At 69.5% G+C, this 25,146-nt stretch carries 23 protein-coding genes and 1 other RNA gene; 6 read left to right on the top strand and 18 right to left on the bottom strand.

The features are described 5' to 3' along the window. Positions 1-5: 5 nt before the first annotated feature. Positions 6-434: a division/cell wall cluster transcriptional repressor MraZ gene (locus tag EV670_RS13415; protein ID WP_130432949.1), complete on the bottom strand. Its 429-nt coding sequence runs from the start codon at positions 432-434 to the stop codon at positions 6-8. Positions 435-712: 278 nt separating this feature from the next. Continuing rightward, positions 713-1,153, bottom strand: coding sequence for a MarR family winged helix-turn-helix transcriptional regulator (locus tag EV670_RS13410; protein ID WP_242616968.1), 441 nt, complete (start codon positions 1,151-1,153; stop codon positions 713-715). A gap of 63 nt (positions 1,154-1,216) precedes the next feature. On the opposite strand from EV670_RS13410, the gene EV670_RS13405 reads away from it, so the two are divergent. From EV670_RS13405 to EV670_RS13395, 3 genes are all read left to right on the top strand, one after another. After that, entirely contained in the window at positions 1,217-1,960 is a 744-nt protein-coding gene (locus EV670_RS13405) for a siderophore-interacting protein (protein ID WP_130432947.1), read from the top strand. Between the two features lie 142 nt (positions 1,961-2,102). After that, positions 2,103-2,900: an EAL domain-containing protein gene (locus EV670_RS13400; RefSeq protein WP_130432945.1), complete on the top strand. Its 798-nt coding sequence runs from the start codon at positions 2,103-2,105 to the stop codon at positions 2,898-2,900. A gap of 34 nt (positions 2,901-2,934) precedes the next feature. After that, positions 2,935-3,696, top strand: coding sequence for a fumarylacetoacetate hydrolase family protein (locus EV670_RS13395; protein ID WP_130432943.1), 762 nt, complete (start codon positions 2,935-2,937; stop codon positions 3,694-3,696). Positions 3,697-3,725: 29 nt separating this feature from the next. On the opposite strand, the gene EV670_RS13390 is transcribed toward EV670_RS13395, so the two are convergent. The 3 genes from EV670_RS13390 to EV670_RS13380 are packed head-to-tail and all read right to left on the bottom strand — an operon-like array spanning position 3,726 to position 7,385. Beyond that, a complete protein-coding gene (locus EV670_RS13390; RefSeq protein WP_130432941.1) occupies positions 3,726-4,739 on the bottom strand; it encodes a 2-oxoadipate dioxygenase/decarboxylase family protein in 1,014 nt (337 codons plus the stop codon). 8 nt (positions 4,740-4,747) lie between these two features. Further along, positions 4,748-6,256, bottom strand: a complete 1,509-nt coding sequence (gene amaB / locus EV670_RS13385; protein ID WP_130432939.1) for an L-piperidine-6-carboxylate dehydrogenase — start codon at positions 6,254-6,256, stop codon at positions 4,748-4,750. A 34-nt stretch (positions 6,257-6,290) separates the two neighbouring features. After that, complete coding sequence (locus EV670_RS13380; protein ID WP_130432937.1) at positions 6,291-7,385, bottom strand: saccharopine dehydrogenase family protein; 1,095 nt, start codon at positions 7,383-7,385, stop codon at positions 6,291-6,293. A gap of 213 nt (positions 7,386-7,598) precedes the next feature. Here EV670_RS13380 and EV670_RS13375 point away from each other — a divergent pair, with 213 nt between their 5' ends. Beyond that, the gene (locus EV670_RS13375) at positions 7,599-8,102 is read left to right on the top strand and encodes an Lrp/AsnC family transcriptional regulator (protein WP_278044426.1); all 504 of its coding nucleotides are present in this window, start codon (positions 7,599-7,601) and stop codon (positions 8,100-8,102) included. Between the two features lie 7 nt (positions 8,103-8,109). Here EV670_RS13375 and EV670_RS13370 read toward each other — a convergent pair whose 3' ends face one another. The 11 genes from EV670_RS13370 to EV670_RS13320 all read right to left on the bottom strand — a co-directional run bounded on the left by EV670_RS13370 (position 8,110) and on the right by EV670_RS13320 (position 21,197). Next, positions 8,110-9,135: a hypothetical protein gene (locus EV670_RS13370; protein ID WP_130432933.1), complete on the bottom strand. Its 1,026-nt coding sequence runs from the start codon at positions 9,133-9,135 to the stop codon at positions 8,110-8,112. A 27-nt stretch (positions 9,136-9,162) separates the two neighbouring features. Further along, complete coding sequence (locus tag EV670_RS13365) at positions 9,163-9,474, bottom strand: hypothetical protein (protein ID WP_130432931.1); 312 nt, start codon at positions 9,472-9,474, stop codon at positions 9,163-9,165. Positions 9,475-9,567: 93 nt separating this feature from the next. Next, positions 9,568-10,707: an acyl-CoA dehydrogenase family protein gene (locus EV670_RS13360; RefSeq protein WP_130433761.1), complete on the bottom strand. Its 1,140-nt coding sequence runs from the start codon at positions 10,705-10,707 to the stop codon at positions 9,568-9,570. Next, a complete protein-coding gene (gene phaZ, locus EV670_RS13355) occupies positions 10,707-11,630 on the bottom strand; it encodes a poly(3-hydroxyalkanoate) depolymerase (protein WP_130432929.1) in 924 nt (307 codons plus the stop codon). The genes EV670_RS13360 and phaZ overlap by 1 nt, the downstream gene beginning before the upstream one ends. Before the next feature lie 9 nt (positions 11,631-11,639). Further along, entirely contained in the window at positions 11,640-13,433 is a 1,794-nt protein-coding gene (locus EV670_RS13350) for an alpha/beta fold hydrolase (RefSeq protein WP_130432927.1), read from the bottom strand. 23 nt (positions 13,434-13,456) lie between these two features. Further along, positions 13,457-13,816 (bottom strand): hypothetical protein, encoded by a 360-nt coding sequence (locus EV670_RS13345; RefSeq protein ID WP_130432925.1) that lies wholly within the window; start codon positions 13,814-13,816, stop codon positions 13,457-13,459. A 23-nt stretch (positions 13,817-13,839) separates the two neighbouring features. Further along, on the bottom strand, positions 13,840-14,319 hold the full coding sequence (locus EV670_RS13340) for a MaoC family dehydratase (protein ID WP_130432923.1): 480 nt from the start codon (positions 14,317-14,319) through the stop codon (positions 13,840-13,842). A 16-nt stretch (positions 14,320-14,335) separates the two neighbouring features. Next, positions 14,336-15,976, bottom strand: a complete 1,641-nt coding sequence (locus EV670_RS13335) for an AMP-binding protein (protein WP_130432921.1) — start codon at positions 15,974-15,976, stop codon at positions 14,336-14,338. A gap of 45 nt (positions 15,977-16,021) precedes the next feature. Continuing rightward, positions 16,022-18,001, bottom strand: a complete 1,980-nt coding sequence (locus EV670_RS13330) for an alkyl/aryl-sulfatase (protein ID WP_130432919.1) — start codon at positions 17,999-18,001, stop codon at positions 16,022-16,024. Further along, positions 17,998-19,668 carry a GMC family oxidoreductase gene (locus tag EV670_RS13325; protein ID WP_130432917.1) on the bottom strand — a complete coding sequence of 557 codons (1,671 nt, stop codon included), beginning with the start codon at positions 19,666-19,668 and terminating at the stop codon, positions 17,998-18,000. The genes EV670_RS13330 and EV670_RS13325 overlap by 4 nt, the downstream gene beginning before the upstream one ends. Positions 19,669-19,682: 14 nt before the next feature. Then, on the bottom strand, positions 19,683-21,197 hold the full coding sequence (locus tag EV670_RS13320; RefSeq protein ID WP_130432915.1) for a coniferyl aldehyde dehydrogenase: 1,515 nt from the start codon (positions 21,195-21,197) through the stop codon (positions 19,683-19,685). Between the two features lie 146 nt (positions 21,198-21,343). Between EV670_RS13320 and EV670_RS13315 the strand changes: the two genes are divergently transcribed. Beyond that, positions 21,344-22,426, top strand: a complete 1,083-nt coding sequence (locus EV670_RS13315; protein WP_242616967.1) for an AraC family transcriptional regulator — start codon at positions 21,344-21,346, stop codon at positions 22,424-22,426. Positions 22,427-22,444: 18 nt separating this feature from the next. On the opposite strand, the gene EV670_RS13310 is transcribed toward EV670_RS13315, so the two are convergent. Both EV670_RS13310 and rnpB read right to left on the bottom strand, forming a co-directional pair. Next, a complete protein-coding gene (locus tag EV670_RS13310; protein ID WP_130432913.1) occupies positions 22,445-23,692 on the bottom strand; it encodes a multidrug effflux MFS transporter in 1,248 nt (415 codons plus the stop codon). Positions 23,693-23,743: 51 nt separating this feature from the next. After that, positions 23,744-24,191, bottom strand: an RNA gene (gene rnpB, locus EV670_RS13305) — RNase P RNA component class A. 34 nt (positions 24,192-24,225) lie between these two features. Here rnpB and cysK point away from each other — a divergent pair. Beyond that, on the top strand, positions 24,226-25,143 hold the full coding sequence (gene cysK, locus EV670_RS13300; RefSeq protein ID WP_130432911.1) for a cysteine synthase A: 918 nt from the start codon (positions 24,226-24,228) through the stop codon (positions 25,141-25,143). Positions 25,144-25,146 lie beyond the last annotated feature (3 nt).

The following is a 25,146-nucleotide window of genomic DNA, read 5'->3' as shown; positions in this document are numbered from 1 at the left end:
TGGCTTCAGAAGCTGAAGTCCTGCAGCGCTTCGGGCAGACCCTGGGCCAGCACCGCGGCCTCGTGGGCGGCGTAGCGCTCGCTGTCCCAGAGTTCGAGGTGGCTGCCCATGCCGAGTAGCGTCACGTCCTTGCTCATGCCGGCGGCAGCGCGCAGCTCGGGCGAGACCAGCACGCGCGAGGCGCCGTCGATCTCGACGTCCATCGCGTTGCCGAGGAACACGCGCTTCCAGCCCTCGGCCGACATCGGCAGCGCGGCGACGCGCTCGCGAAAGCCCTCCCAGACCGGACGCGGAAAGACCAGCAGGCAGCCCGAGGGATGCTTGGTCAGCGTCAGCTGGCTGTTCGCGGTGGCCGCCAGCAACTCGCGATGGCGCGCCGGGACGGTCAGCCGCCCCTTGGCATCCAGCGCGAGGCGCGAAGCCCCTTGGAACATGAAATTGGCCACTCAAACCCACTAAAGTGCACTTTCTCCCACTGTAGCGGGCCGCTTCGGCAGGGTCAAGCGTGGTGGCGCCGTTTTTTCAATGAAATCAATGACTTAGAGCCGACTTTGCAGGTGAGTCCGGCATGAAAGTCTTGTAAAAATAAGCACTTGCAGCGGGCTCTGGATGTGACGCATGAAGTGCAACGGGCCGTGGCGGCCCCCGCTCGCGGGGGTGACGGGGCTCGAAGCCGCCGGGCGCCGGGCTCGGCGGCTCGCTTGGCGCTCGCTCAGGGCTGGGACTCGAGGTTCAGCCGGATCCGGCCCAGCAACTCCAGCAACTGACCACGCTCCTCCTCGCTCAGGCCCGCGACCGCCGCGTTGACCATCCGCCGCTCGTGGCGCTGCAGCGCTTGGTGCACGGCCTGGGCCTCGGTCGTGAGATGGAGCCGGACATTGCGTCGATCGAGCTCGTCGACCCGCGCCTCGAGCAGCCCGCGCGCCTTGAGGCTCGCGACCAGCCGCGCCAGTTGTCCCTTGTCGCGCCCCGAGTGGACGGCCAGGTCGCTCTGCGTCGAGCCCGGGTGCCGGGCAAAGAAGCCGAGCACCTTGTGCTCCATGTGACTCAGGTCCCGCGGCCCGTCGCGCAGATCGTTGTGGCGCTGCGCGCGGTAGAGGTGCATGAGCGAATGGATCGCGTCGAAGACCTGTTCGGCAGGCTCATCGGCCATTTGGTTGACATGGTCAAGTGATTTGCGCATGATGGATGACATTATCAACCAATAAGACCATCCATGAGATCACTCCCTTCTTCGGAGCGCCGCGTGCAGCGGGTCCGCCACGAGGTCCGCCGGCGCGAGGTCGAGGTCGTCGAGGTCGAGCCCGTCGGCGCCAACTTCGCCGCGATCACCTTCGCCCACCCTTCGCTGGTCGACTTCGTGTCCGAGGCCTTCGACGACCACCTCAAGTTCATCTTCGAGAGCCCGGCCGGCGAGACCGTGATGCGCGACTACACGCCGCGGCGCTTCGACCGTGCCGGCCGCACGCTGACGATCGAGTTCGCGCTGCACGGCCACGGGCTGGCCTCGGACTGGGCCCGCCAGGCCGCGATCGGCCAGCGCGCGACGATCGGCGGCCCGCGCGGCTCGATGATCGTGCCCGCGGACTACCACTGGCACCTGCTCGCGGGCGATGCGACGGCGCTGCCCGCGATCCACCGCCGCCTCGAGGAGCTGCCGGCCGCCACGCGCGCGATCGTGATCGCGCAGGTCGCGGACCTTGCCGACCGCCGCGCGCTGGCCAGCGCGGCCCGGCTGGAGCTGCGCTGGGTGTCGACTGCCGACGAACTGGTCGAGGCCGTGCGCGAGCTGGTGTTGCCGCAAGGCGAAGGCTTTGCCTGGTGCGCCGGCGAAGCCGCCACGATGGCGCGGCTGCGCGAGGTGCTGCTGGTCGACAAGCGGCATCCGCGCGAAGCTGCGCGCATCGCTGCCTACTGGAAGCGCGGCGCCTCGGACTTCCACGAGCGCCTGGACGCCTGAGACCGCCTTCACGATGACCCGGCCCGCCGGCAAGCCCTAGTAGCGACAGCGTGCCCGCGATGCGGGCAGATCGCCCGCGGGCATAGGATTGGCCCCGGGCGCGTTGGTGTGCAGGCGCGCCCGACGACCGAGGCCATCGCCCATGACCGACCTGTCGCAACCCCAGTCCGATGACGCCCTCGATGGCTTCGACCTGCAGCAGGTGCATGCCGACCTGCTGTCCGGGGCCTTCTTCGTCGAGTACCTGCCGACCATCTCGCTGGCCGACGGCCGGATGGTCGGAGCCGAGGCGCTGTCGCGCTGGCGCCGCGGCACGGAGGTCTGGCAGCCCGAGCGATTCATCGAGGTGCTCTACCGCACGCCGATGGCCGCGCTGCTCACCTACCGCACGATCGACCGCGTCAACGAGGATCTGCGCGACTGGCTGATTGCCACGCCCGAGCTGAGGATCGGCATCAACGTGCCGCCGTTCGTCTTCGGCCGCGCCGGCATCGCCTACGCCTTCTTCCGCAACGACCTGATCGCTCTGGCCGATCGATTCATCCTCGAGGTCACCGAGCGCGGCATCCCCGACCAGCTCGGCATGGACGCGCTGAACTCAGCCGCCTACACCGGCTGCGCGGTCGCGCTCGACGACGTGGTGCTGAATGGCGCGAACCTCGCGATCCTGACGCGCTGCCGGCTCGACTACATCAAGCTCAGTCGCGGCCTGATCGCCGAGATCAGCGAGCAGACGCCGCGACCCGACTGGCTGCCCGCGCTCGAAAGCCTGATGCGCGCCGGCGGCCTGCAGGTCATTGCCGAGGGCATCGAGACGCCGCTGCAGGCGCGCACCCTGCGCGAGGCCGGCATCCGGCTCGGCCAGGGCTTCCTGTACTCCAGGCCGGTGGCGGCCGACACGCTGATCGACCTGCACCGCGAGCGCTTCGCGGTGTGGTAGCCGGGCCGGGTCATTGCGGCAGGAAACTTCACGCATGACGAACGCCGCCGACCTTGCCGCCGCGCGCCTGCTGCAGGCCCGCCACGACCGTCAGCCACAACCCGCACCGGCGCTGGCCGACGTGGCGGCGGGCTACGAAGTTCAGGATCGGGTGGCGCGCGCGCTCGGCTGCTTTGGCGGCACCACACCGCGCCACTGGAAGTCGGGCGGGCCCTCGCGCGAGGCGGAGATCTCGCATGCCCCCTTGCCGCCGGCCGGCGTGTGGCCAAGCCCGGCACGCGCCGCCGACTGGCCATTCTTCACGCTGCGCGGCATCGAGGCCGAAGTGGCGCTGCGCCTGCGCGAGCCGGTCGACGGCGCACGCGCGGCCGCGCTCGATCTGGCCGGCGCGCGTGCACTGGTCGACGCGATGTGCGTGTCGATCGAGATCGTCGACTCGCGCTGGACCGAGAGCCTGCAGGCACCGCCGCTGGCCAAGCTCGCCGACCTGCTGTGCCATGGCGCGCTTGTTCTCGGCCCGTGGGTGGACTTCGATGCCGGGCGCGACTGGTCGACGCAGGCCGGCCAGGTTCGCATCGGCTCGCAGCCGGCGCTGGCTTTCCGGGGAACGCACGCGATGGCGGATCCGGCCTTCGTGCTGCCTGCCTGGTTGCGCCACGCCACCCGCAACGGCGCCGTGCTGGCGGCCGGCAGCGTGGTGACGACCGGCACCTGGTGCGGCCTGTTGCAGGCGCAGCCCGGCGACGAGGTCGAGGTCGCCTTCGAGGGCATCGGCGCAGCGAGCGTGCGCCTGTAGGCCGATCCGGGCTCGACGCGGCGGCGGCGCTACCTGGCGCCGGCCGCGGTCATGCCAAAGATGCCGGTTGCATTGGCGGCATCGAAGCCGAGGTCGAGGATGGCCTCGTCCGGCAGCGGCGCGCGCGCGATGAACTCGTAGAACGAGCCGGGGACCTCGCGTGCGATGACGCCCTGGCCCTGGCGAAACTCGCGCAGCACCGGCGCAGCGGCAAGCGCGGTCTGGCGCACGCGGCCCGAGGCCGAGACCTCGACGCTGCTCTTCACCGGCCGGCCGGCGCGCCGCTGCAGTTCGACCACCGCGTCGATGTCGTCGACGCGATCGGTGGCGTGGTTGAAGGCGTTGCCCTCGGTAGCGATCCACGCCATCTCGGCCGACTCGGCGCGCAGCGACTCGTAGTCGTCCCAGGCGAACAGCCCATGCTGGCGTTCGAAGCATCCCGCCAGGCGCGGCAGCAGACGCTGCGCGCTGGCCAGTGGCAGTGCACGGTCGCGCTCCAGCTGCGCCAGCTCGGCCAGATCCTGCGCCGACAGGGGATCGCGCGAGTCGCCGATCACGCGGCTCACCGTGGCCTGGAAGGCCGGCGAGAAGGCTTCGGGATGCAGCTCGGAGACGAAGAACTGCGCGATGTCCTGCGGCAGGTCGCGGTGGCGCCAGGCGCGGCCGGTCATCTTCAGCCGCGGCAGCGGATAGGTCTCGGCCTGCTCGAAGCCGAGCGGCACGAGCACGCGCGTGATCGCCGCCTGGCCCGCCGGCAGCGCGCCGCTCGGCCAGGCCACGGTGCGCAGCGCGCCGTGGTCGAAGCAGACCTTCTGGCCGCTCGCGCGCCGCTCGGCGACGCAGGCCACGGCCAGCGGCACGCGTTCGAGCAGGCCGCGGAACAGCAGCATGTTGAGCGCCTGCGCGAGCTCGGCGCGGCTAGCCTCGGCCGCCAGCGGGCGCAGCAGCGCCGGGGCGATCTGCAACTGGTCGAACAGGCGCGCGGACTCTTGCGCGTCGAGTACGGCGCCAAGCAGCGCGTGCAGCGTGGTGGGCTGTTGCATCGGCGGCATCAGAGATCGAACTTGATGCCCTGCGCCAGCGGCAGCGCGCGCGAGTAGTTCACCGTGTTGGTGGCGCGGCGCATGTAGGCCTTCCAGGCATCGGAGCCGCTCTCGCGGCCGCCGCCGGTTTCCTTCTCGCCGCCGAAGGCGCCGCCGATCTCGGCGCCCGAGGTGCCGATGTTGACGTTGGCGATGCCGCAGTCGGAGCCGGCCGCGGCCATGAAGGCCTCGGCCTCGCGCACGTCGTTGCTGAAGATCGCCGAGGACAGGCCCTGTGGTACCTCGTTCTGCAGCGCGATCGCGTCATCGAAGGCTTCGTAGCTGAGCACGTAGAGGATCGGCGCGAAGGTCTCGTGCCGCACCACCTCGCTCTGCGCCGGCATCGCGACCAGCGCCGGGCGCACGTAGTAGGCGTTCGGGAGCTGATCGGCCAGCACGCGCTCGCCGCCGCTCAGCACGCGGCCGCCCTGCTCGCGCGCCTGGGCGAGGGCCGCCTGCATCTGCTCGAAGGCGCCGCGGTCGATCAGCGGGCCCATCAGCGTGCCCTCGGCCAGCGGGTCGCCGATGCGCACCGAGCCATAGGCCTTCTCCAGCCGCGCGAGCAGTTCGTCGTGCACGTCCTTGTGGACGATCAGCCGGCGCGTGCTGGTGCAGCGCTGGCCGGCGGTGCCGACCGCGCCGAAGACGATCGCGCGCACCGCCATGTCGAGGTCGGCGCTGGGCGTGACGATGATCGCGTTGTTGCCGCCGAGCTCGAGCAGGCTGCGCCCAAAGCGCGCGGCAACCTTTGGCGCGACCGCGCGACCCATGCGGGTGCTGCCGGTGGCCGAGAGCAGCGCGACGCGCGGGTCGTCGCTGAGCAGTTCGCCGAGCTCGGCGCCGCCGATCAGCAGCTGCGACAGATCGCGCGCCAGCTCGGCATCACCGAAGCGCTGCACCGCGCGCTCGAACAGCGCCTGGGTGGCGAGCGCGGTCAGCGGCGTCTTCTCGGACGGCTTCCACAGCACGCTGTCGCCGCAGACCAGCGCCAGCGCCGCGTTCCACGACCACACCGCGACCGGAAAGTTGAAGGCGCTGATCACGCCGACCACGCCGAGCGGATGCCACTGTTCCATCATGCGATGGCCGGGTCGCTCGGAGGCGATGGTCAGGCCGTGCAACTGGCGCGAGAGACCGACCGCGAACTCGCAGATGTCGATCATCTCCTGCACCTCGCCGGCGCCTTCGCTGCGGATCTTGCCGGCCTCGAGCGAGACCAGTTCACCCAGCGCCACCTTGTTGACGCGCAGTTCCTCGCCGAGCAGGCGCACCAGTTCGCCGCGCCTGGGTGCCGGCACGTTCCGCCAGCGCAGGAAGGCGGCCTGCGCGCGGGCCAGCGCGGCGCGGCCTTCGTCGAGGCTGGTCGGCGCCACGCCGCCGAGCACGCCGCCATCGATCGGCGAGCGCGACAGCAGGCGGCCGTCGAAGGGCTTGGCATCGGCCACGCCGAGCGTGGCGAGAAGTTCTTGAGCGTTCATCGTCGTTCCTTGCGTCCGGTCAGCGATTGTCCGTTCAACCGATCGACTCGACCTGGCGCGACTGCTGGTACGCACTGCCAAAGCGGTTGGCGAGGAAGGCCGGCAGCTCGACCTGCTCCTGGCGGATGAAGCCCTTCTGCGGCAGCTTGCCCTCGCGGAACAGGTCGACCGCCGCGCAGATGCCGGCGGCGGTGGTGATCTGGATCGCCGACAGCGGCGCGCCCTCGGTGCGATCGGCAAAGATCTTGCGCGCGAAGACTTCCTCGACGTACTGGCCGCCCTTGAGGCCGCTGACGGTGACGAAGACCAGCACCACGTCCTGCATCGTCATCGGCACCGACTTGCGCATGATGTTCTTCAGTAGCTCCTGGTCGTGCTTGAGCTGCAGCTCTTCGAGCAGCACCTTCATCAGCGCGTTGTGGCCGGGGTAGCGCACGGTCTTGTAGTCGAGCATGCGGGCCTTGCCGGCCAGCGTCTCGCACAGGGTGCCGAGGCCGCCCGAGGTGTTGAAGGCCTCGTACTCGGTGCCGTCGAGCGAGAAGTGCTCGAGCCCTTCGAGCGGCAGCACCTCGATCTTGTGGCCGTCGCGGATCGCCTCGCAGGGGTGGCAGTACTCGTTGATGAGCCCGTCGACGCTCCACGTGAGGTTGTACTTCAGCGAGTTGGTCGGGAAGGCCGGCAGCGCGCCGACGCGCATCTTCACGTCGTAGAGGGTGTCGAATTGCTGCGCGAAGTGGTGCGCGACGATGCCGATGAAGCCCGGCGCCAGGCCGCATTGCGGCATGAAGGCGGTGTTGGCGCCCTCGGCCAGCTCCATGATCGCGCGGGTGGCGGCCACATCCTCGGTGAGGTCGAAGTAGTGGCAGCCGGCCTCGCGCGCCTGCGTCGCGGCCAGCGTGGCCAGGTGGTAGGGCAGCGCGTTGATCACCGCCTCGTTGCCACGCAGTGCCGCCAGCAGCGGGCCGGCCTGTTCGGTGTCGACCACCTTGGTCTGCACGCCGAGGCCGGCCAGCTTGGCCAGCGCGGCGGCACTCTTGTCGACCACAGTCACCTGGTAGTCGCCGCTGCCCTGCAGCAGGCTGGCGATGGTTTGTCCGATATGGCCGGCGCCGAGCAGAACGACTTTCATGAGCTGTCTCCGAGAGGTGAATCGATCGAGACGAGTCTAGAAGCGGCTGCTGTCGAAACAGCGTGTCATCTGCGACAGAAATACAGCTTTGGACGACAGATCGACTACGATCTCTGACGATTTGTCGCAAACCACCGGTTCGATCGCATGGCCACTCGCCGCCCCGCCGCTTCCACCTCGTCCAAAGCAAGGACGGCCGCGCCACGCTCCCCGGTGCGCAGCACGCCGCGCGCGCCCGCACGCGCCTCCGCGCCAGCGGCCCCCGCGGCCGCCGGCGGCACCCGCGACGAGCTCGACCGCGCGCTGCTGACGCTGCTGCAGGCCAACGCCCGCGACAGCGCCGCCAACCTCGCGCGCCGCCTGGGCGTGGCGCGCACCACCGTGCTGGCGCGCGTGGCGCGGCTCGAGCGCGAGGGCGTGATCGTCGGCTACACGGTGCGCCTGGGACGCGACGCCGACGACCGCGGCCTGCAGGCCTGGGTCGGCATCACGGTGCAACCCAAGAGCGGGCGCGAGGTCGAGCGCCACCTGGCGCGCATGCCCGAGCTGCGCCAGCTCAGCACGGTCAGCGGCGAGTTCGACTACCTCGCGCTGTTGCACGCCGACTCGGCAGTGCGGCTCGATGCGCTGCTCGACGAGATCGGCACCTTCGACGGCGTCGTGCGCACGCACACCTCGGTGGTGCTGGCGCGGCGCATCGACCGCGTGGCGGGCTGAGCGCGAATCAGCGCGCGGCGCTGGCGGCCGAGGCCGGCGCGGCGGCGGCGCGAATCCGCTCCGAGAACTCGCGCTGCTCGCGGCGGCCACGTTCGGCCAGCACGCCCAGTGGTTCGCCGCTGGCCGCCAGCGCGGCGCGCACGAGGCCGAGCTCGCCGTCCTTCGCGGCCGTGCTCCAGTAGCGGCGCATCCTGTCGTAGGACGCACAGCTCAGCGGCTGCCCGTCGATCTGAGGCGAGATGGACACGGCCAGCATTGCATCCCGCTCATCGTCGAGCTGGCGCTGCTTGTCGGCCGGCCAGCCGATCTTGCGACCGATGGCTTGACCGATCGATTGGTCAAGCAAGGCGTTCGAGCGAAAGCCCAACAGATCGGCAATCGCCTCGCAGGTCTGGCGGCGGTTCGCGTCGGTGACTGCTGCGGTATCGCACTGCTTCTTCAGTGAGGAGTATGGCGGCGTCATCTGGGCATCGATGCCGAGCGCCGCCAAGGCCGCGTTCATCAGCCAGCCACGCGGCACGCCGCTGCCCTCGGCCTCGACCACCGCCGCGGGCAACCGACCCCAGCTGTGTTCGACGCGCTGCGACTGCGCGATCTGATGCAGCACCTCTGCCATCTGCGCCGGCGTCAGCCCCGGCTGCGCCAGCACATGCAGCCACGGCACCGCATTGCCGGCGTCCAGCGCCGCCCAGCGCTGCAGCGACAGCTGCGTGCACTGGCTGCCGGCGCCACCCGACGCCTCGGCGCGCGGCCTTCGTTCGGTGATCGGCAGGCAGGCCTGCCAGGCGCGGGCATAAACCTCGGGATCGCTCGTGGTCACGGCCAGCCGGGCCAGCGTCTCGCGGGCGACCACCCGCCGGCTCTCGTCGCCCGGTGCCATGTCGTGCAGATTGCAAGGCTGTCCGGGCTTGCTCTTGCACCGCTCCAGGAGTTCGGCGAAGCGCCGCTCCGCATCCGGGTCGTAGACCGAGGCCAGCAAGGCCGCGTAGGCCCGCGAGCGGTCGTCGCCGCGAGCAGCCAGATGCGCCGCCACCTTGCCGATCGCGTCCTCGGTGGCCTGCTACATCACGGCCGGCGGCGCGCCGTCGGCTTCGATGACAACGGCAGTGGCGTCGCAGACCTGCAGCCTGTGAGATCGAGCGCCGGCGGCCGAGGGCGCGGCATCGACGGCGCTTGCCCGCGGCGGCCGCACGGTCCGCTCGGCCGGCATTGCCGTGATCGGTGGGGCCGGTGCGGGCGTCGCCGCCACGACCGGCGTGGCACCGACTTCGCCCAAGCCATCGGCCGCCAGCCAGGCCACGGCCAGCAGCGACAGCACCAGCGCGCCGGCGCCAACCCAGGGGCCGCGACGCGAAGCGGACGATCGATCCATCGCCCGATGCTAGGTGCTCACGCCGCGCGCGACGCGCGCACTGTGGGCCGGCGACGACGACTCCCCCGTCGGGGTGAGTCCGCCGGGCGAGCCTCAGAGCGAGCGCGAGATCACTTCCTTCATGATCTCGTTGGTGCCGCCGTAGATGCGCTGCACGCGCGCGTCGGCCCAGGCGCGGGCGATCGGGTACTCCCACATGTAGCCGTAGCCGCCGTGCAGTTGCACGCAGGCGTCGAGCACCTTGAACTGCAGGTCGGTGCACCAGCTCTTGGCCATCGAGGCGGTGGCGGTGTCGAGCTGGTTCTTCAGCACCAGCTCGATGCAGCGATCGACGAACACCCGGCCGATCTGGACCTCGGTCGCCAACTCGGCCAGCGTGAAGCGGGTGTTCTGGAACTTGAAGACCTCCTGGCCGAAGGCCTTGCGCTCGCGCGTGTAGGCCAGCGTCCATTCGAGCGCTGCCTCGGCCGAGGCCATCGAGGTGATCGCGATCTGCATACGCTCCCACGGCAGCTCCTGCATCAGGCTGGCGAAGCCCGAGCCCTCGGCGCCAAGCAGGTTCTCGACCGGCACCCTGACGTTGTCGAAGAACAGCTCCGAGGTGTCCTGCGCCTTCATGCCGACCTTCTTCAATCGCTTGCCCTTGCTGAAGCCGGGCATCGTGGTGTCGACGACGAACAGGCTGATGCCCTTGGCGCCGAGCGCCGGGTCGGTCTTGGCGACGACGATCACCAGGTCGCACAACCAGCCGTTGGTGATGAAGGTCTTCGAGCCGTTGAGCAGGTAGTGGTCGCCGTGCCGCACCGCGGTGGCGCGCACCCCCTGCAGGTCGGAGCCGGCCGCCGGCTCCGACATCGCGATCGCGCCGATCATCTCGCCGCTGGCCATGCGCGGCAGGTAGCGCTGCTTGAGATCCTCGCTGCCGTAGTGCAGCAGGTAGGGTGCGACGATCTCGGAGTGCAGGCCGAAGCCGAGGCCGGTGGCGTTGACGCGGAACTGCTCCTCGAAGAGCACCACGCTGAACAGCCGGTCGACGCCGGCACCGCCGACCTCTTCCGGCATCGTCGGGCACAGGAAGCCGTTCTCGCCGGCCTTCAGCCAGACCGCGCGATCCACGTAGCCCTGCTCCTCCCAGGCCTCGTGGTGCGGCACCACGTCCTGCTCCATGAAGCGGCGCACGGTGTCGCGGAACTGCCGGTGCTCCTCGGAAAAGAGCGTTCTTTCGATCTTCATCATGCTGCGGTCCTCGCCCGGGGGCGCTGCGGCTCGGCCAGGAAGCCGCTGATGAGGTCTGCGGTCTGCTGGGCCCGGGTCAGCAGGAACAGGTGGCCGTCGTCAAGCACGTGCAGGCGCGCATCGTGCAGCAGCCAGGCGTGCAGGCGGGCGTTGATCAGCGGCACCAGCGGATCGTCGTTGCCGGCCAGCACCAGCGTCGGATGGCGAATGCGCCACAGCCACGGCAGGCTGGTCCAGCCCAGCATCGCCAGCATCTGGTACCTGTAGCCGGTCGGGTGGCCGGCACGCGCGTGGTCGGTGAAGAGCTTGATCGCCTCGGGCCGGCTGCGCAGATCGCCGCCGTAGAGCTCGGGCGCGATGCGCTTCATGTAGCCCTTGTCGCGGTAGCGCTGCGGGTTGACCATCTTCAGCAGCACCCGCGGCCGCCCCGGGATCATCGCCGGCGGGCCGATCGCGGTGGCGGCCAGCACCAGGCGGCGCAGCCGCTGCGGGTACTGGATCGCGAACTGCTGCGCCAGCGCCCCACCCCAGGACACGCCCATAACGTCGACCCGGCCTTCGTAGCCGAGCGCGTCGAGCAGCCGGCAGGCCAGCCGCGCCATCGAGAACAGGCGGTACGGCAGGCGCGGCGGCGGCGACTGGCCGGCACCCGGCAGGTCGAAGATCAGGGCCTCGACCGCGCCAAGCCTGGACAGCAGCGGACCGGCCAGTTCGAGATTGGCGCCGATGCCGTTGAACATCAGCAGCGGCGGGCCTGCGGCCTCCATGCCGTCCGGCAGCGGCCGGATGCCGACCCGCAGTTGCTGGCGGCCGATCCGGATCGTGCCGATCCGCAGCCCCGAGGCTGGATCGACCCGCAACTCCTGCAACCGGTCGACCGGCGCCTTCTTGCCCTGTACTGCTGCCTTGGCGCTGCTCATCGGCCTCCTTCAGCCTGCCATCACGTACTCGCCCGGTGCCGGCAGCGCAGCCGGATGCTTGCGGCTGCCCGGCTTCTTCGGCGCGGACCCCAGTGTGCCCGAGCGCTGCTGCATCCAGGCCATCCAGTGCGGCCACCAGCTGCCCTCGCTGCGCTCGGCCTTGGCGGCCCAGGCATCGGGGTCGTGGCTGCCGGCCACGCCGGAAAGGAAGAAGGACTTCGCGGTCCCGGGCGGGTTCAGCAGGCTCTGCAAGTGGCCGGCGTTGGCCAGCACGAACTCGCTCTTCTTGCCGTAGAGGCGCGCGGTCTCGTAGCAGGCACGCCAGGGCGTGATGTGGTCGGTGGTGCCGGCGACGATGTAGGCCTCGACCTCGACCTGGCTCAGGTCGAGCGGCAGGCCCAGCACCTCCATCCGGCCGGCGTTGACGAAGGGGTTGTTCTCGAAGACGCCGATCAGGTCGGCATGGAAGGCGGCCGGCAAGCGGGTCGTGTCGGCATTCCAGAACAGGATGTCGAAGGCCGGCGGCTTGTTGCCCAGCAGGTAGTTGTTGACCCAGTAGTTCCAGATCAGGTCGTTCGGCCGCAGCCAGGCGAAGACGCGCGCCAGCTCGGAGCCGTCGACCACACCCTTGCGCTTGATCGCGGCCTTCAGGGTCTTCAGGCCCTTCTCGCTGGCCAGCAGCCCCATGGTCGTGTCCATGGTCCGGGACGGGTCGAGCACGCACACCGGCGAGATCACGCTGGCGACCTTGGGCTGCCCGGTCGCGGCCAGCCAACCCAGGTAGGCCGCCGCCGTCATGCCGCCGGAGCAGGCGCCCCAGAGGTTGACGTCCGGGCTGCGCGTGATCTGGCGCGCCGCGTCGACCGCCTCGTCGAGCGCCTGCACGTAGGTCGACATGTTCCAGCCGCGCTGGTCCTTGGTCGGGTTGAACCAGCTGATCGCGAAGACCTGCAGGCCCTGGCTCAGCGCAAAGCGGATCAGGCTCTTGTCCGGCGTCAGGTCCATCGCGTAGAACTTGTTGACCTGCGGCGGGCAGATCACCAGCGGCCGCGCGTAGACCTGCGCGGTGGCCGGCTGGTACTGGATCAGCTCCAGCACCTCGTTGCGGAACACCACGCTGCCGGGCGTCGTGGCCACGTTGCGGCCGACCTCGAAGGCCGACTTGTCGACCGACGAGGGCAGCCCCTTGTTGTGGCGCAGGTCGTGCGTCAGGTTCTTGACGCCCTCGAGCAGGCTGGCGCCGCCGGTATCGACCGCGCGCTTGAGCGCGCTCGGGTTGAGCAGCGTGTTGCTGGGCGAGATGGTGTCGACGAAGATCGACGCCACCAGATGCGCGCGCGCCTTGTCGCGCGCGTTCAGCGAGGTGGCGTCGATGTAGCGGGTCAGTTCCTGCGCAGTCGTCGCGTGGGCCTGCAGCAGGCGCTTGAGCAGCGGGCTGCTCTGCCAGGCCGGGTCGGCGAAGCGCCGGTCGCGCGGGTCGAGCTCGTGCGCGGTGTTGCCGAGCGCCGCCGCGCCGAGCTTCCTGGCGTAGGCGCCCAGGTGGCGCGCGGCCTGCACCGGTTGCGTCACCGCCGCGCCGATCAGGGCCTGCGCCGCCTCGCCGAAGTCGCTGGCACGGATGCCGATCAGCGGGTTCACCGCGAGCGTGTTGCGCGCCGCGGCTTCACCGATCCGATCGTTCGCTGCCGCCGCAGCGCGCGGCGCGGCCTTCTTGCGCCGCGCGGGGGTGGGGGCCGCAGCGGCGGCGCGCTTGCGTGCGGCCGGCTTGGCCTGCCTGGCCGGCGTCTCCGTTTTCCTGACCATGGCGTTCACTCCATGCTTGAGGCTCAGGCCGGGTCGGCGAAGCGCCGGTCGCGCGGGTCGAGCTCGTGCGCGGTGTTGCCGAGCGCCGCCGCGCCGAGCTTCCTGGCGTAGGCGCCCAGGTGGCGCGCGGCCTGCACCGGTTGCGTCACCGCCGCGCCGATCAGGGCCTGCGCCGCCTCGCCGAAGTCGCTGGCACGGATGCCGATCAGCGGGTTCACCGCGAGCGTGTTGCGCGCCGCGGCTTCACCGATCCGATCGTTCGCTGCCGCCGCAGCGCGCGGCGCGGCCTTCTTGCGCCGCGCGGGGGTGGGGGCCGCAGCGGCGGCGCGCTTGCGTGCGGCCGGCTTGGCCTGCCTGGCCGGCGTCTCCGTTTTCCTGACCATGGCGTTCACTCCATGCTTGAGGCTCAGGCCGGGCCGACCAGCATGGCCAGCGTCTCGGCCACGAGGGCGGGCTTGGCCTCGCCCTCGATCTCGACGGTGTTGATCAGCTTGACCAGCTTGCGCCCCTGACCCTGATCCGTCACCTCGGCCAGCGTGACCCGTGCGCGCACCCGCGCGCCGGCCTTGACCGGCGCCAGGAAGCGCACCTTGTCGAGGCCGTAGTTGAAGGCCGCCACGGCGTCTTTGGGCACCACGCCGATGTCCATGGCCATCTCGGCCAGCAGCGCCAGCGTCAGGTAGCCATGCGCCACCGGGCCTCCGAAGGGGCTTTCCTTCCTGGCCCGCTCCACGTCGACGTGGATCCACTGGTGGTCGCCGGTGCAGTGCGCGAACTCGTTGATGCGCTGCTGGTCGACGTCGACCCAGTGCGAGGTCCCGATCTCCTTGCCGATCCAGTCGGACAGCGTGGCGACCGTGAGTGCTGTTGCTGCTGCTGCGTTCATCGGAGGCCTCTTCGGTTCAGGCCACGTCGCGCAGCTCGCGGCGCAGGATCTTGCCGACCGTCGACTTGGGCAAGGCATCGACGAAGCGCACGAGCTTGGGCACCTTGTAGGCCGTCATCTCCTTGCGGCAGAACGCGATCAGTTCGTCCTCGCTCAGCGTCGCGCCCGGCGCCCGGACGACGAAGAGCTTCACCGCCTCGCCGGTCTTCTCGTCGGCCACGCCGACGCAGGCGCATTCGGCCACCCCCGGGCAGGCGCTGGCGACCGCCTCGATCTCGTTGGGGAAGACGTTGAAGCCCGAGACGATCACCATGTCCTTCTTGCGATCGACGATCTTCAGGAAGCCCTCGGGGGTGAACAGGCCGACGTCGCCGGTGCGGAAGTAGCCGTCGGCGGTGAAGGCCGCGGCATTTGCCGCGGGCTGGTTCCAGTAGCCGCTCATCACCTGCGGGCCCTTGGCGCAGACCTCGCCGGACTCGCCGAGCGCGACCTCTTTGCCGTCGTCTCCGATGAGCTTGATGTCGGTGCCGGGCATCGGCAGGCCGGTGGTGCCGCTGAATTCCTGGATGCTGGCCGGGTTGAAGGACAGCACCGGGCTGGTCTCCGACAGGCCGTAGCCCTCGCGGATGAAGTTGCCGGTGATGGACTTCCACTTGGCCGAGGTGGCGCCGACCACGGCCGCGCCACCGCCACCCGACAGGCGCAGTCGAGACCAGTCGACCTCGGCCAGCTTCGGGTGCATCGTCAGCCCGGCGTAGAGCGTGTTGACGCCCATGAAGACGCTGGGCCTGGCCTTCTTCATGATGTCGACGAAGCCGTCCATGTCGCGCGGATTGGCGACCAGCCAGTTGTCGGCGCCGACCGAGAAGTAGGTGATGAAATTCACCATCAGCGCGAAGATGTGATACAGGGGGATCGCGGTGACGATCACCTCCTCGCCGGGCCGCAGCGAAGCGGGCATCACGGCCTTGAACTGCTCGGTGTTGGCGACCAGGTTGCGGTGCGAGAGGCACGCGCCCTTGGACAGCCCGGTGGTGCCGCCGGTGTACTGCAGGAACAGCGGGTCGTCGCCGCTCAGCTCGACCGGCGTGCGCTTGAGCTTCGCACCCTCGACCAGCGCGTCGGCGAAGGCGACGGCGCCGACCAGCCGCGCATCGACCGGCGGCGACGGCAGCACGACGCCGCTGCCGTCGCCGGGGGTGACGGTGATCACGGTCTTGACGCGCGTCTTGCCGATGGCCTCGGCCAGCGTCGGCGTCGAGCCGCTGAAGATGACGATGATCTCGCTACCCGAGTCGTTGAGCTGGTGCTCGAGCTCACGCGGCGTGTAGAGCGGATTGACGTTGACCTGCACCGCTCCGGCCCGCGCGATGCCGAGGAAGGCGATCGGAAAGGCCAGGAAGTTGGGCGACATCACCGCGATGCGATCGCCCTTCTTGACGCCGAGCTTGTGCTGCAGCCAGGCGGCGAAGGCGGCGGATTGCCGATCGACGTCGGCGTAGCTCAGCGTCTGGCCGAAGGAGCGGAACGCCGGGCGGTCGGCAAAGCGCGCCATCGCCGCCTCGAGCATGTGCACGACCGAGGCGTGAGCGTCGGGGTTGATCTGCGCCGGGATGCCGTTGGCGCGGTAGGTGGCGAGCCAGGGTTGCGGGTTCATCGGGTGTCTCCTCGTGGCGCGTCAGGTCTGCGCGCGCTGTTCAGATCAGGGCGTGATGATGTTGAAGAAGGGGTCGAAGCTCTCGACGTTGGCGAACACCGCGCCGAAGGCTTTCGGGTCGCCCTCGAGCTTGACCATGCCGGCCTGCACCAGCTCGGGCAGCTTTTTGCCCTGCAACAGCATCGCCAAGAAGGCCGGGCGCGTCAACGTCAGCGTGACGTCGGGGTTCTTCAGCACCCGGCCCTTGGTGTTGTTGAGCACCGAGTTCGAGAGTTCGAGCGCCCAGGTTTCCTTGAGGTCGGTGAACACCATGCTGATGTTGGCCGTCATGCCGTCGACCTTCTCGTGGTTCAGCCGCATCGCGATGAAGTCGAACAGCAGTTCCTGGTTCATGCCGCGCACCACGTCCGGCCCCTGGGTCTGGGTCGGCGGCTTCAGCACGCCGTCGCGCAGCTCCTTGGCGCCCACGAGATAGGCATTGCGCCAGGTGCCGGCCTCGGCCTGGTAGCCGAGCTGCTCGAGCGTGTCGGCCTGCAGCGCGCGCGCCGCGGCGTTGTCCGGGTTGGCGAAGACCACGTGGTTCACCAGCTCGGCCACCCAGCGGTAGTCGCCCGCCTCGAAGCCCTTGCGCGCGGTGGCCAGCACCGCCGCCTCGCCGCCCATCGCCGCCACGTAGCGCTTGGCGGTCTCGGTCGGCGGCAGCTTGTGCAGGCTGGCCGGGTTGGCGTCGTAGTAGCCGAGGTAGAAGTTGTAGACGCCGCGCAGGTTGTGGCTCAGCGTGCCGTAGTAGCCGCGCGAGCTGGCATCGGTCGCCAGGCCCTTGGGGAAGAAGTCGACGTTGCCGATCTCGTCCATCACCTGGCCCTTGTTGGCCAGGTTGACCGCCTGGTCGTGCAGGAAGCGATAGGTGTCGCGCTGGTTCGCCATGTACTGGCGGATGTTGTTGCCGCCCCAGGTCGGCCAGTGATGGCTGGCGAAGGCGACCTCGACCTCGGGGAACAGGTCGATCGTCTCGTTGGCGTACTTGCTCCAGGCCAGCGCGTCGCGCATCTTGGCGCCGCGGATGGTGTAGACGTTGTGCATGTGCTTGGTCAGCACCTCCGACAGGCACAGCGCCTTCTTCTCGGGGAAATAGAACATCATCTCCGACGGCGCCTCGGAGCCCTGCGCCATCTGGAAGACGATGCGAACGCCGTCGACCGTCATTTCCTGCCCGGTCTTGCTGACGGTGTCGGTGGGCGGGATCAGGCCCATGGTGCCGCTGCTGAGCGCCTTGCCCAGGCCGCTGCCCACGCCCTGGCGCTCGTTGGTGTCGAGGCCGGCGCCGAACTGGTAGGTGGCCCGGCGCGTCATCGCGGTGCCCGCCATCACGTTCTCGGCGATCGCGTGTTCCATGAAGGCCTCGGGCGCGATGACCTTGACCTTGCCGGCCTGCACGTCGGCCTCGTTGATCACGCCGCGCGCGCCGCCGTAGTGATCGGCGTGGCTGTGGGTGTAGATCACCGCGACCACCGGCTTTTTGCTGCCGAGCTTCTCCATCGCGAATGCCATGGTGGCCTTGGCAATCTCGGCGGTCAGCATCGTGTCGATGACGATCCAGCCGGTCTTGCCCTCGACCAGCGTCATGTTGGCGAGGTCGTAGCCGCGGATCTGGTAGATGCCGTCGGTGACCTTGAACAGGCCGCGCGCGTTGTTGAGCTTCTCCTGGCGCCACAGGCTGGGGTTGACCGTGGCCGGCGCGTCGCCCTTGATGAAGTCGTAGCGGTCGGCATCCCACACCAGCTTGCCCTCGGCCGTCTTGACCACCGGGTCGGGCATCGTCGCGATCAGGCCGCGGGTGGCGTCGTCGAAGTCGCGCTTGTCGTCGAGCGCGAGCTTCTGTGCCACCGCCTGGTTGGCGCGCACCGTGCTCGGCGTGGCGGGCTTCGGCGCGGTGGCCGGAGCGGCCGCCTGCTGCGCGAAGGCGCTGGCGGTCAGCGCGGACGCGACGAGCGCGGCAACGAGGGCGGGGATGGGGTACTTCATGCGAAGGTCTCCGTCGGAAGATTGTTCGAGGATGTCAGTTGCGAAGCGGGCATCGAGCCGCGCTGGTCGGTCCGGATCATGTCCACCGCCTTCTCGCCGATCATGATGGTCGGCGCGTTGGTGTTGCCACTGCAAAGCTGCGGCATGATCGACGCGTCGACCACGCGCAGGCCCTGCACGCCGCGTACACGCAGGCGGGCATCGACCACCGCCAGCGGGTCGCTGTCGGCGCCCATCTTGCAGGTGCCCACAGGGTGGTACTGGGTGTCGGCGCGGTTGCGGATGTCCTGCGCGATCGCGGCCGTGTCGTTGCGGTCCACCGGGTAGAGCATCTTGCCGCGCCAGGGTGCGAAGGGGCTGGCGTTCAGGATGTCCATCTGCATCTGCACGCCCTTGACCAGCAGCGCGAGGTCGCGCTCGTCGTCGAGGAACTTGGGGTCGATCAGCGGCGCGGCGCGCGGGTCGCGTCCGGCCAGCTTGACCGTGCCGCGGCTGTGCGGGCGGAGCACCTCGATGTGGCACGAGTAGCCGTGGCCGAGGTGGAACTTGCGGCTGTGGTCATCGACCACGCCGACCACGAAAACCATCTGCAGATCGGGCACCGCGACATCGGGCGAGGAGCGCAGGAAGGCGCCGGACTCGGCGAAGTTGCTGGTGATCAGGCCGGTGCGGTGCTGCTTCCACTCCGGAATCGCGCGCGCCATCTTCAGGCCGCCGCGCAGCGACACGCCGAAGGTCGGCGAGTCGCTGCCGGCACGCCAGGTCTGCACATGGTCGATGTGGTCGTGCAGGTTCTCGCCGACGCCGGGCAGGTCGTGCAGCACCGGGACACCCAGGCGTTGCAGTTGCTCGCCCGGACCGATGCCCGAGAGCATCAGCAGCTGCGGCGAACCGAAGGCGCCGGACGCGAGGATCACCTCGCGCCGCGCCCGCACCTGCTTCTCGACGCCACCCACCGTGTAGACGACGCCGACCGCACGCTTGCCCTCGAACACGATGCGCGAGCTCAGCGCGTTGGTCCGCAGCGCGAGGTTCGGACGCGCCAGATGGGGCGTGATGTAGCCCTTGGCCGCGCTGCAACGCTCGCCGTTCTTCTGCGTCACCTGGTACATGAAGGAGCCGAACTGCTCGGCGCCGTTGTAGTCGGCGACGTTGGGCACGCCGTTCATCGCGGCGGCGGCCAGGAAGGCCTTGTTCAGCGCGCTCGGGCTGCGCAGCTCGGCGACGTTGAGCGGGCCGCCGGTGCCGTGGAACGGATCGGCGCGATGGGTCTCGTTGTTCTCCGCGCGCTTGAAGTAGGGCAGCACGTCCTCATAGGACCAGCCCGGGTTGCCGAGCGCAGCCCAGTGGTCGTAGTCCCAACGGTTGCCGCGCACGTAGAGCATGGCGTTGGTCGAGCTCGACCCGCCCAGCACCTTGCCGCGCGGCTGGTAGCCCTGGCGCCCGTTCAGCCCCTTCTGCGGCACGGTCTTGAAGGCCCAGTTCTTGAACGGGATCGGCAGCATCGCCACCACGCCGGCCGGCGCCTGGACGAAGACGCTGCGGTCGTCGCCGCCGGCTTCGAGCAGGCAGACCGAGACGTTGCGATCCTCGCTCAGCCGCGATGCGACGACGCAGCCACCGGAGCCGCCGCCGATCACGACATAGTCGAATTCTTCAAAGCTCATGGATGTCTCGTGGTTCATGGTTTTGCGGGAACTGCGGCACGCGCTGCATGGCTGGCACCCGGCGCGGCCAGGCTGGGATCGGCCTTGCCGAGAAAGAACTTCAGCGCCAGGTGCTGCACGAAGTTGCCGTAGGGCGGGTAGAACAGGTCGATCGGGAAGAAGCGCTGGCGCTTGAACACCGTCTTGGCATGCGAGAGCTCGCGAAAGCCTTCCTCGCCGTGGTAGGTGCCCATGCCCGAGTTGCCGATGCCGCCGAAGGGCGCGTCGTGGTTCACGACCTGCCAGCCCCAGTCGTTGATGGCGACGCCGCCCGAGTGCGTGCGGCGCAGCAGGTCGTCGCGCTCGGCGCCGTCGTGGCTGAAGCAGTACAGGGCCAGCGGGCGCGGACGCGCGTTGATGTAGGCGATGGCCTCGTCCATCGTGTCGTAGGGCACGACCGGCAGGATCGGGCCGAACAGCTCTTCGTTGACGACGCGCATGTCGGGCTTGAGACCGGTGACGATGTGCAGCGGCAGCTGGCGGCCGTCGCCGGTGGGCGCGGGGGCGCAGGCCTCGACGCTGGCGCCCTTGGCACGCGCATCGTCGAGCAGCGCCTGCACGCGCTCGAACTGGCGCTCGTTGACGACCGCGGTGTAGTCGGCGTTGCCGGCCGTCTTGTTGTCGTAGAAGCGCGCGAAGGTCTGGCGCACGCCGGCGACGAACTGGCTGACGTGCTCGCGCGGCACCAGGGCGTAGTCGGGCGAGACGCAGATCTGGCCGCAGTTGGTCGACTTGCCGTGCGTGATGCGCTTGGCAGCATCGGCGACGGAATAGTTGCGGGTCACCAGCGCCGGCGACTTGCCGCCGAGCTCGAGCGTCACCGGCGTCAGGTTCTGCGCGGCGGTGCGCATCACGATCTTGCCGACCGCCGGCGAGCCGGTGAAGACGATGTGGTTGAAGGGCAGCGAGGTGAAGACGTTGGGATCGGCCAGCTCCTCGCCGACCACCGCCACCATGTCCTCGGCGAACACCTCGCCGAGCATCGTCCTGAGCAGCGCGTTGGTGGCAGGCGTGACCTCGGGCATCTTGATCATCACGCGGTTGCCCGCCGCCAGCGCCGCGACCAGCGGGCCCAGCGCCAGGTAGATCGGAAAGTTCCACGGCACGATCACGCCGACCACGCCCTTGGGCTGGTAGAGCACCTTGACGCTGTTGCTGAGGAACAGCAGCTCGGTCGAGCGCCGGCTCGGCTTCATCCAGCGCCGCAGATGCGAGATCGCGTGGTTCATCTCCAGCATCGAGCCGAGCAGGTCGAGCATCTTCGACTCGGCCGGCGAGCGATAGCCGAAGTCGCGGCTCATCGCGTCGGCGAGCAGGTCCTGGTAGCGCTGGACCTGGCGCTTGAGCGCCTTGAGCCGGCCGCGGCGTTCGTCGGCACTGGGTGCCGGCGCCGCGTTGAAGGCCGCCTGCTGGGCGGCGAAGAGGCGCGCGACGCGGTCGATCGCGGCGCTGGCCGTTGCCGAAGGCAACGCGTCCGTGGTGTCGTTCATGCTTGTCTCCTGGTGCAGGGCCTGCGCGGACTTGGCGCCGCGTTGGTGCAACCGCGAATCTAGGGCGGCATGGGGTTCGCGCCAAGGTTCAACTTCGACACATTCGGGTGAAATCCTGCCAACCTGTTTTCACCCCCCCCCGTCTGTTGTCGATCTCCGTGCTCAAGGAAGTGAATCCGGCCATCGCCGCCACGCCACGCATCGTCGGTCGCTATGGCAGCGACCTCGACGCGCCGCTGCACGGCATGCAAGGCCTGACCGCCCTGACCGACGCGCTGGCCGCCGTCGGCGTGGCTGCCGAGAGCCTGTTCGCCGGCACCGGCATCGCACCCGCCTCGCTCGCCGACCACGACGCCCGGATCTCGCACCGGCAGAAGATCGCGCTGTTCGCCAACGTGCAGCGGCTGACGCCCGAACCCGCCATCGGCCTGCTCGCGGGCCAGCGCCAGCGCATCTCGGATTTCGGCGTCTTCGGCTATGCGGTCGTGACCAGCGCGACCTTCGGCGAGGCGATCGGCTTCGGCATCAAGCATGTGCGGCTCGCCGGACCGGTGCTCGAGAAGAGCTTCCGCGTCGAGGGCGATCTGGCGATCTTCGAAGGCCACGGTTTCGACGAACTCGGCGCCCTGCTGCCGCTGGCGACCGAGTTCTGGTTCAGCTCGATCCAGGCGCTGATCAGCCGCACGCTGGAGCGGCCCTTCGAGGCGCGGCGGTTGCGGCTGCCGTATGCGGCGCCGCCGCATGCGCCGCGCTACGAGGAGGTTCTGCGCTGCCCGGTGGAGTTCGACGCGCCGGTCATGGAGTGGGAGTTCGACGCCGCGCTGCTGCCGCTACCGCTGCCCAACGCGAACCCGGTCATGGCCGGCGTCTGTGCCAGCTTCTGCGGCCGCATGCTCGAGACCATCGGCGGTGAACCCGCGCTGGTGAAGACCATCAAGGAGGCCTGCCTCAACAGCGTGGGGGGCCTGCCGCGCGCCGAGCAGATGGCCGAGCGCCTGCATCTCTCCCCGCGCACGCTGCACCGGCGCCTGGTCGAGGCCGGCACCAGCTACCAGGACATCATCGACGGCATCCGCAAGCGCCTGTCCATCGAGTTCCTGGAGCGCACCGAGCTGTCTGTCGACGAGATCGCCGAGCGCAGCGGCTATTCCGACGTGTCGAGCTTCCGCAAGGCGTTCAAGAAGTGGACCGGCCAATCCCCGAACCACTACCGCGAGCGCAGGATCTGAGCGCAGGCGCCCGCCTCGTCACTTGGCGATCGCCGCCTCCGCGGCGCCGACCTGGGGCCCGAACCCCATCCGCGGCTTGACCCACACCCACGCCACCAGCCCGATGCACATCATCGCTGCCGAGGCGATTGCCAGCGCCAGCGTCGAGTGCATCACCGCCGGTGCGATCGCGCCGGCCACCAGTGCGTTGGCGGCGGCGGCGATGAAGCTCTGCATCGACGAGGACATGCCGCGCCGCTCGGGGTAGAGGTCGAGCACCATCAGCGTGACGACCGGCACCATCAGCGCCCAGCCGAAGGCGAACAGCGCGATCAGCGGCAGCGCCCACCAAGCTTGCACCGGGAACAGCGCGTTGGCCGCGACGTTGACGATCGACACCGCGATCATGATGCGAAAGCCGCGCCGGATCTGGCGCTGCGGCGGCAGCTTGCCGGCCAGGCGACCGCTCCACCAGGCGCCGGCCATGATGCCGCCGATGGTGCTGAAGAAGAACCAGAAGAACTGCGAGGGCCCGAAGCCCAGGTGCTCGCCGACGAAGACCGGCGCCGACAGCACGTAGAGGAACATGCCGTTGAACGGGATGCCGCTGGCCAGCGCCAGGGTGATGAACTTGGCGCTCGAGCCGAGCTGCCAGTAGCCGGCCAGCAGGTGCTTCGGGTGGAAGGGCTGGCGCATGTCATCGTGCAGCGTCTCGGGCAACAGCTGGTAGTTCGCGATCCAGAGCGCGACGCCGACGACGGCGAGGAACCAGAAGATCGAGTGCCAGCCCACGTGCACGTAGAGAAAGCCGCCGATGATCGGCGCGATCGCCGGCGCGATGCCGAAGAACAGCGTCACCTGCGACATCACGCGCTGCGCATCGGCCGGCGGGAACATGTCGCGGATCACCGCGCGCGAGACCACGATGCCGGCGCCGGTCGACAGGCCCTGCAGCAGGCGGAAGAAGACGAGCTGCCCGATGGTCTGCGACAGCGCGCAGCCGACCGAGGCCAGCGTGAACACCGCCACCCCCCACAGCACCACCGGGCGGCGGCCGAAGCTGTCGGACAGCGCGCCGTGGAACAGGCTCATCACCGCGAAGCCGATCAGGTACACCGACAGCGTCTGCTGCATCTGCAGCGGGGTCGCGTTGATGGTGGTGGCAATACCGGTGAAGGCCGGCAGGTAGGTGTCGACCGCGAAGGGCCCGAGCATGCCCAGGCAGGCGAGCAGGATCGACAGGGCCCAGCGCGGGGCGCGCCAGAGAGTGTGGGCGTCGGGGTTCATCAACAGGGTGTCAGGTCGCCCGCGCGTGACACGCGGGACAGGAAAGAAAAAGTGTGAAGCGAACCGATAGGCCGGATTCTGTGCGTTCGCGCCGACTTGCGCCGGCGCGAGCGTGACCGCCATTCCTCTGGGCCGCCCCTCGCGGGAACGGCTCGATGCCACCTACCCGCCAGCTCCGCGAGCCGCCTCGATGCTGGCCTATTTGGTGTTGCTGCGCGTAGAGATTGCCCGTTTCACCCGGCCCCCGAGGCTGCGCCCCGGGTCCCGCAGGGCTTGCGCCCTGCCCGCCCCCAACCCCGAAGGGTCTGCCCTCTTTCGAAGGAACCTTGAAAGCCCGGCTTGCGCCGCGCTTCCAGTGCCGGACGACCGACTCGTCTCTGTTGCTCTGATCCTCACCTCGCGGTGGACAGCCGTTAGCTGCTACGCTGCTCTTTGCAGTCCGGACCTTCCTCCAGTGCGGCCTTTCGGCGATTGCACCAGCGGCGGTCTGGCTCGCTTCACAACTCGATTATCCCCGCAGGAGAGCTCCCGCCATGAAGGCCCTCAGCGTTCTCGACACCATCGGCAACACGCCGCACATCCGCGTCAACCGCCTGTTCGGCGCCAGCGAGGTCTGGATCAAGTCCGAGCGCGCCAACCCGGGCGGATCGATCAAGGACCGCATCGCGCTGTCGATGGTCGAGGCGGCCGAGCGCGACGGCCGGCTCAGGCCGGGCGGCACGATCATCGAGCCGACTTCCGGCAACACCGGCGTCGGCCTGGCGATGGTGGCCGCGGTCAAGGGCTACAAGCTGGTGCTGGTGATGCCCGACAGCATGAGCGTCGAGCGCCGCCGGCTGATGCTGGCCTACGGCGCCAGCTTCGTGCTGACGCCGCGCGAGAAGGGCATGAAGGGGTCGATCGCCAAGGCCGAGGAACTGATCGCCGCAACGCCCGGCAGCTGGATGCCGCAGCAGTTCGACAACCCGGCCAATGTCGAGGTCCATGTGCGGACCACCGCGCGCGAGATCGCCGCCGACTTTCCCGAGGGGCTGGACGTGCTGATCACCGGCGTCGGCACCGGCGGCCACATCACCGGCTGCGCGCGGGTGCTCAAGGCCACATGGCCGAATCTCAAGGTCTTCGCGGTCGAGCCGAGTGCGAGCCCGGTGATCAGCGGCGGCGCACCCTCGCCGCACCCGATCCAGGGCATCGGCGCCGGCTTCATTCCGAACAACCTCGACGTGAGCGTGCTCGACGGCGTGATCACGGTGGAGGCCGAGGCCGCCCGCGAGATGGCGCGCCGCTGCGCGCGCGAGGAAGGCCTGCTGATCGGCATCTCCAGCGGCGCGACGCTGGCGGCGATCGCGCAGAAGCTGCCTGAACTCCCCGCCGGTGCCCGCGTGCTCGGCTTCAACTACGACACCGGCGAGCGCTACCTCTCGATCGAGGGCTTTCTGCCGGTGGAGTGAGGT

The organism is Rivibacter subsaxonicus (assembly GCF_004217215.1).
GTDB classification, from domain to species: Bacteria; Pseudomonadota; Gammaproteobacteria; order Burkholderiales; family Burkholderiaceae_C; genus Rivibacter; species Rivibacter subsaxonicus.
The sequence above is the reverse complement of the archived record's forward strand: the minus strand, read 5'-3'. Positions and strand labels throughout refer to the sequence as shown.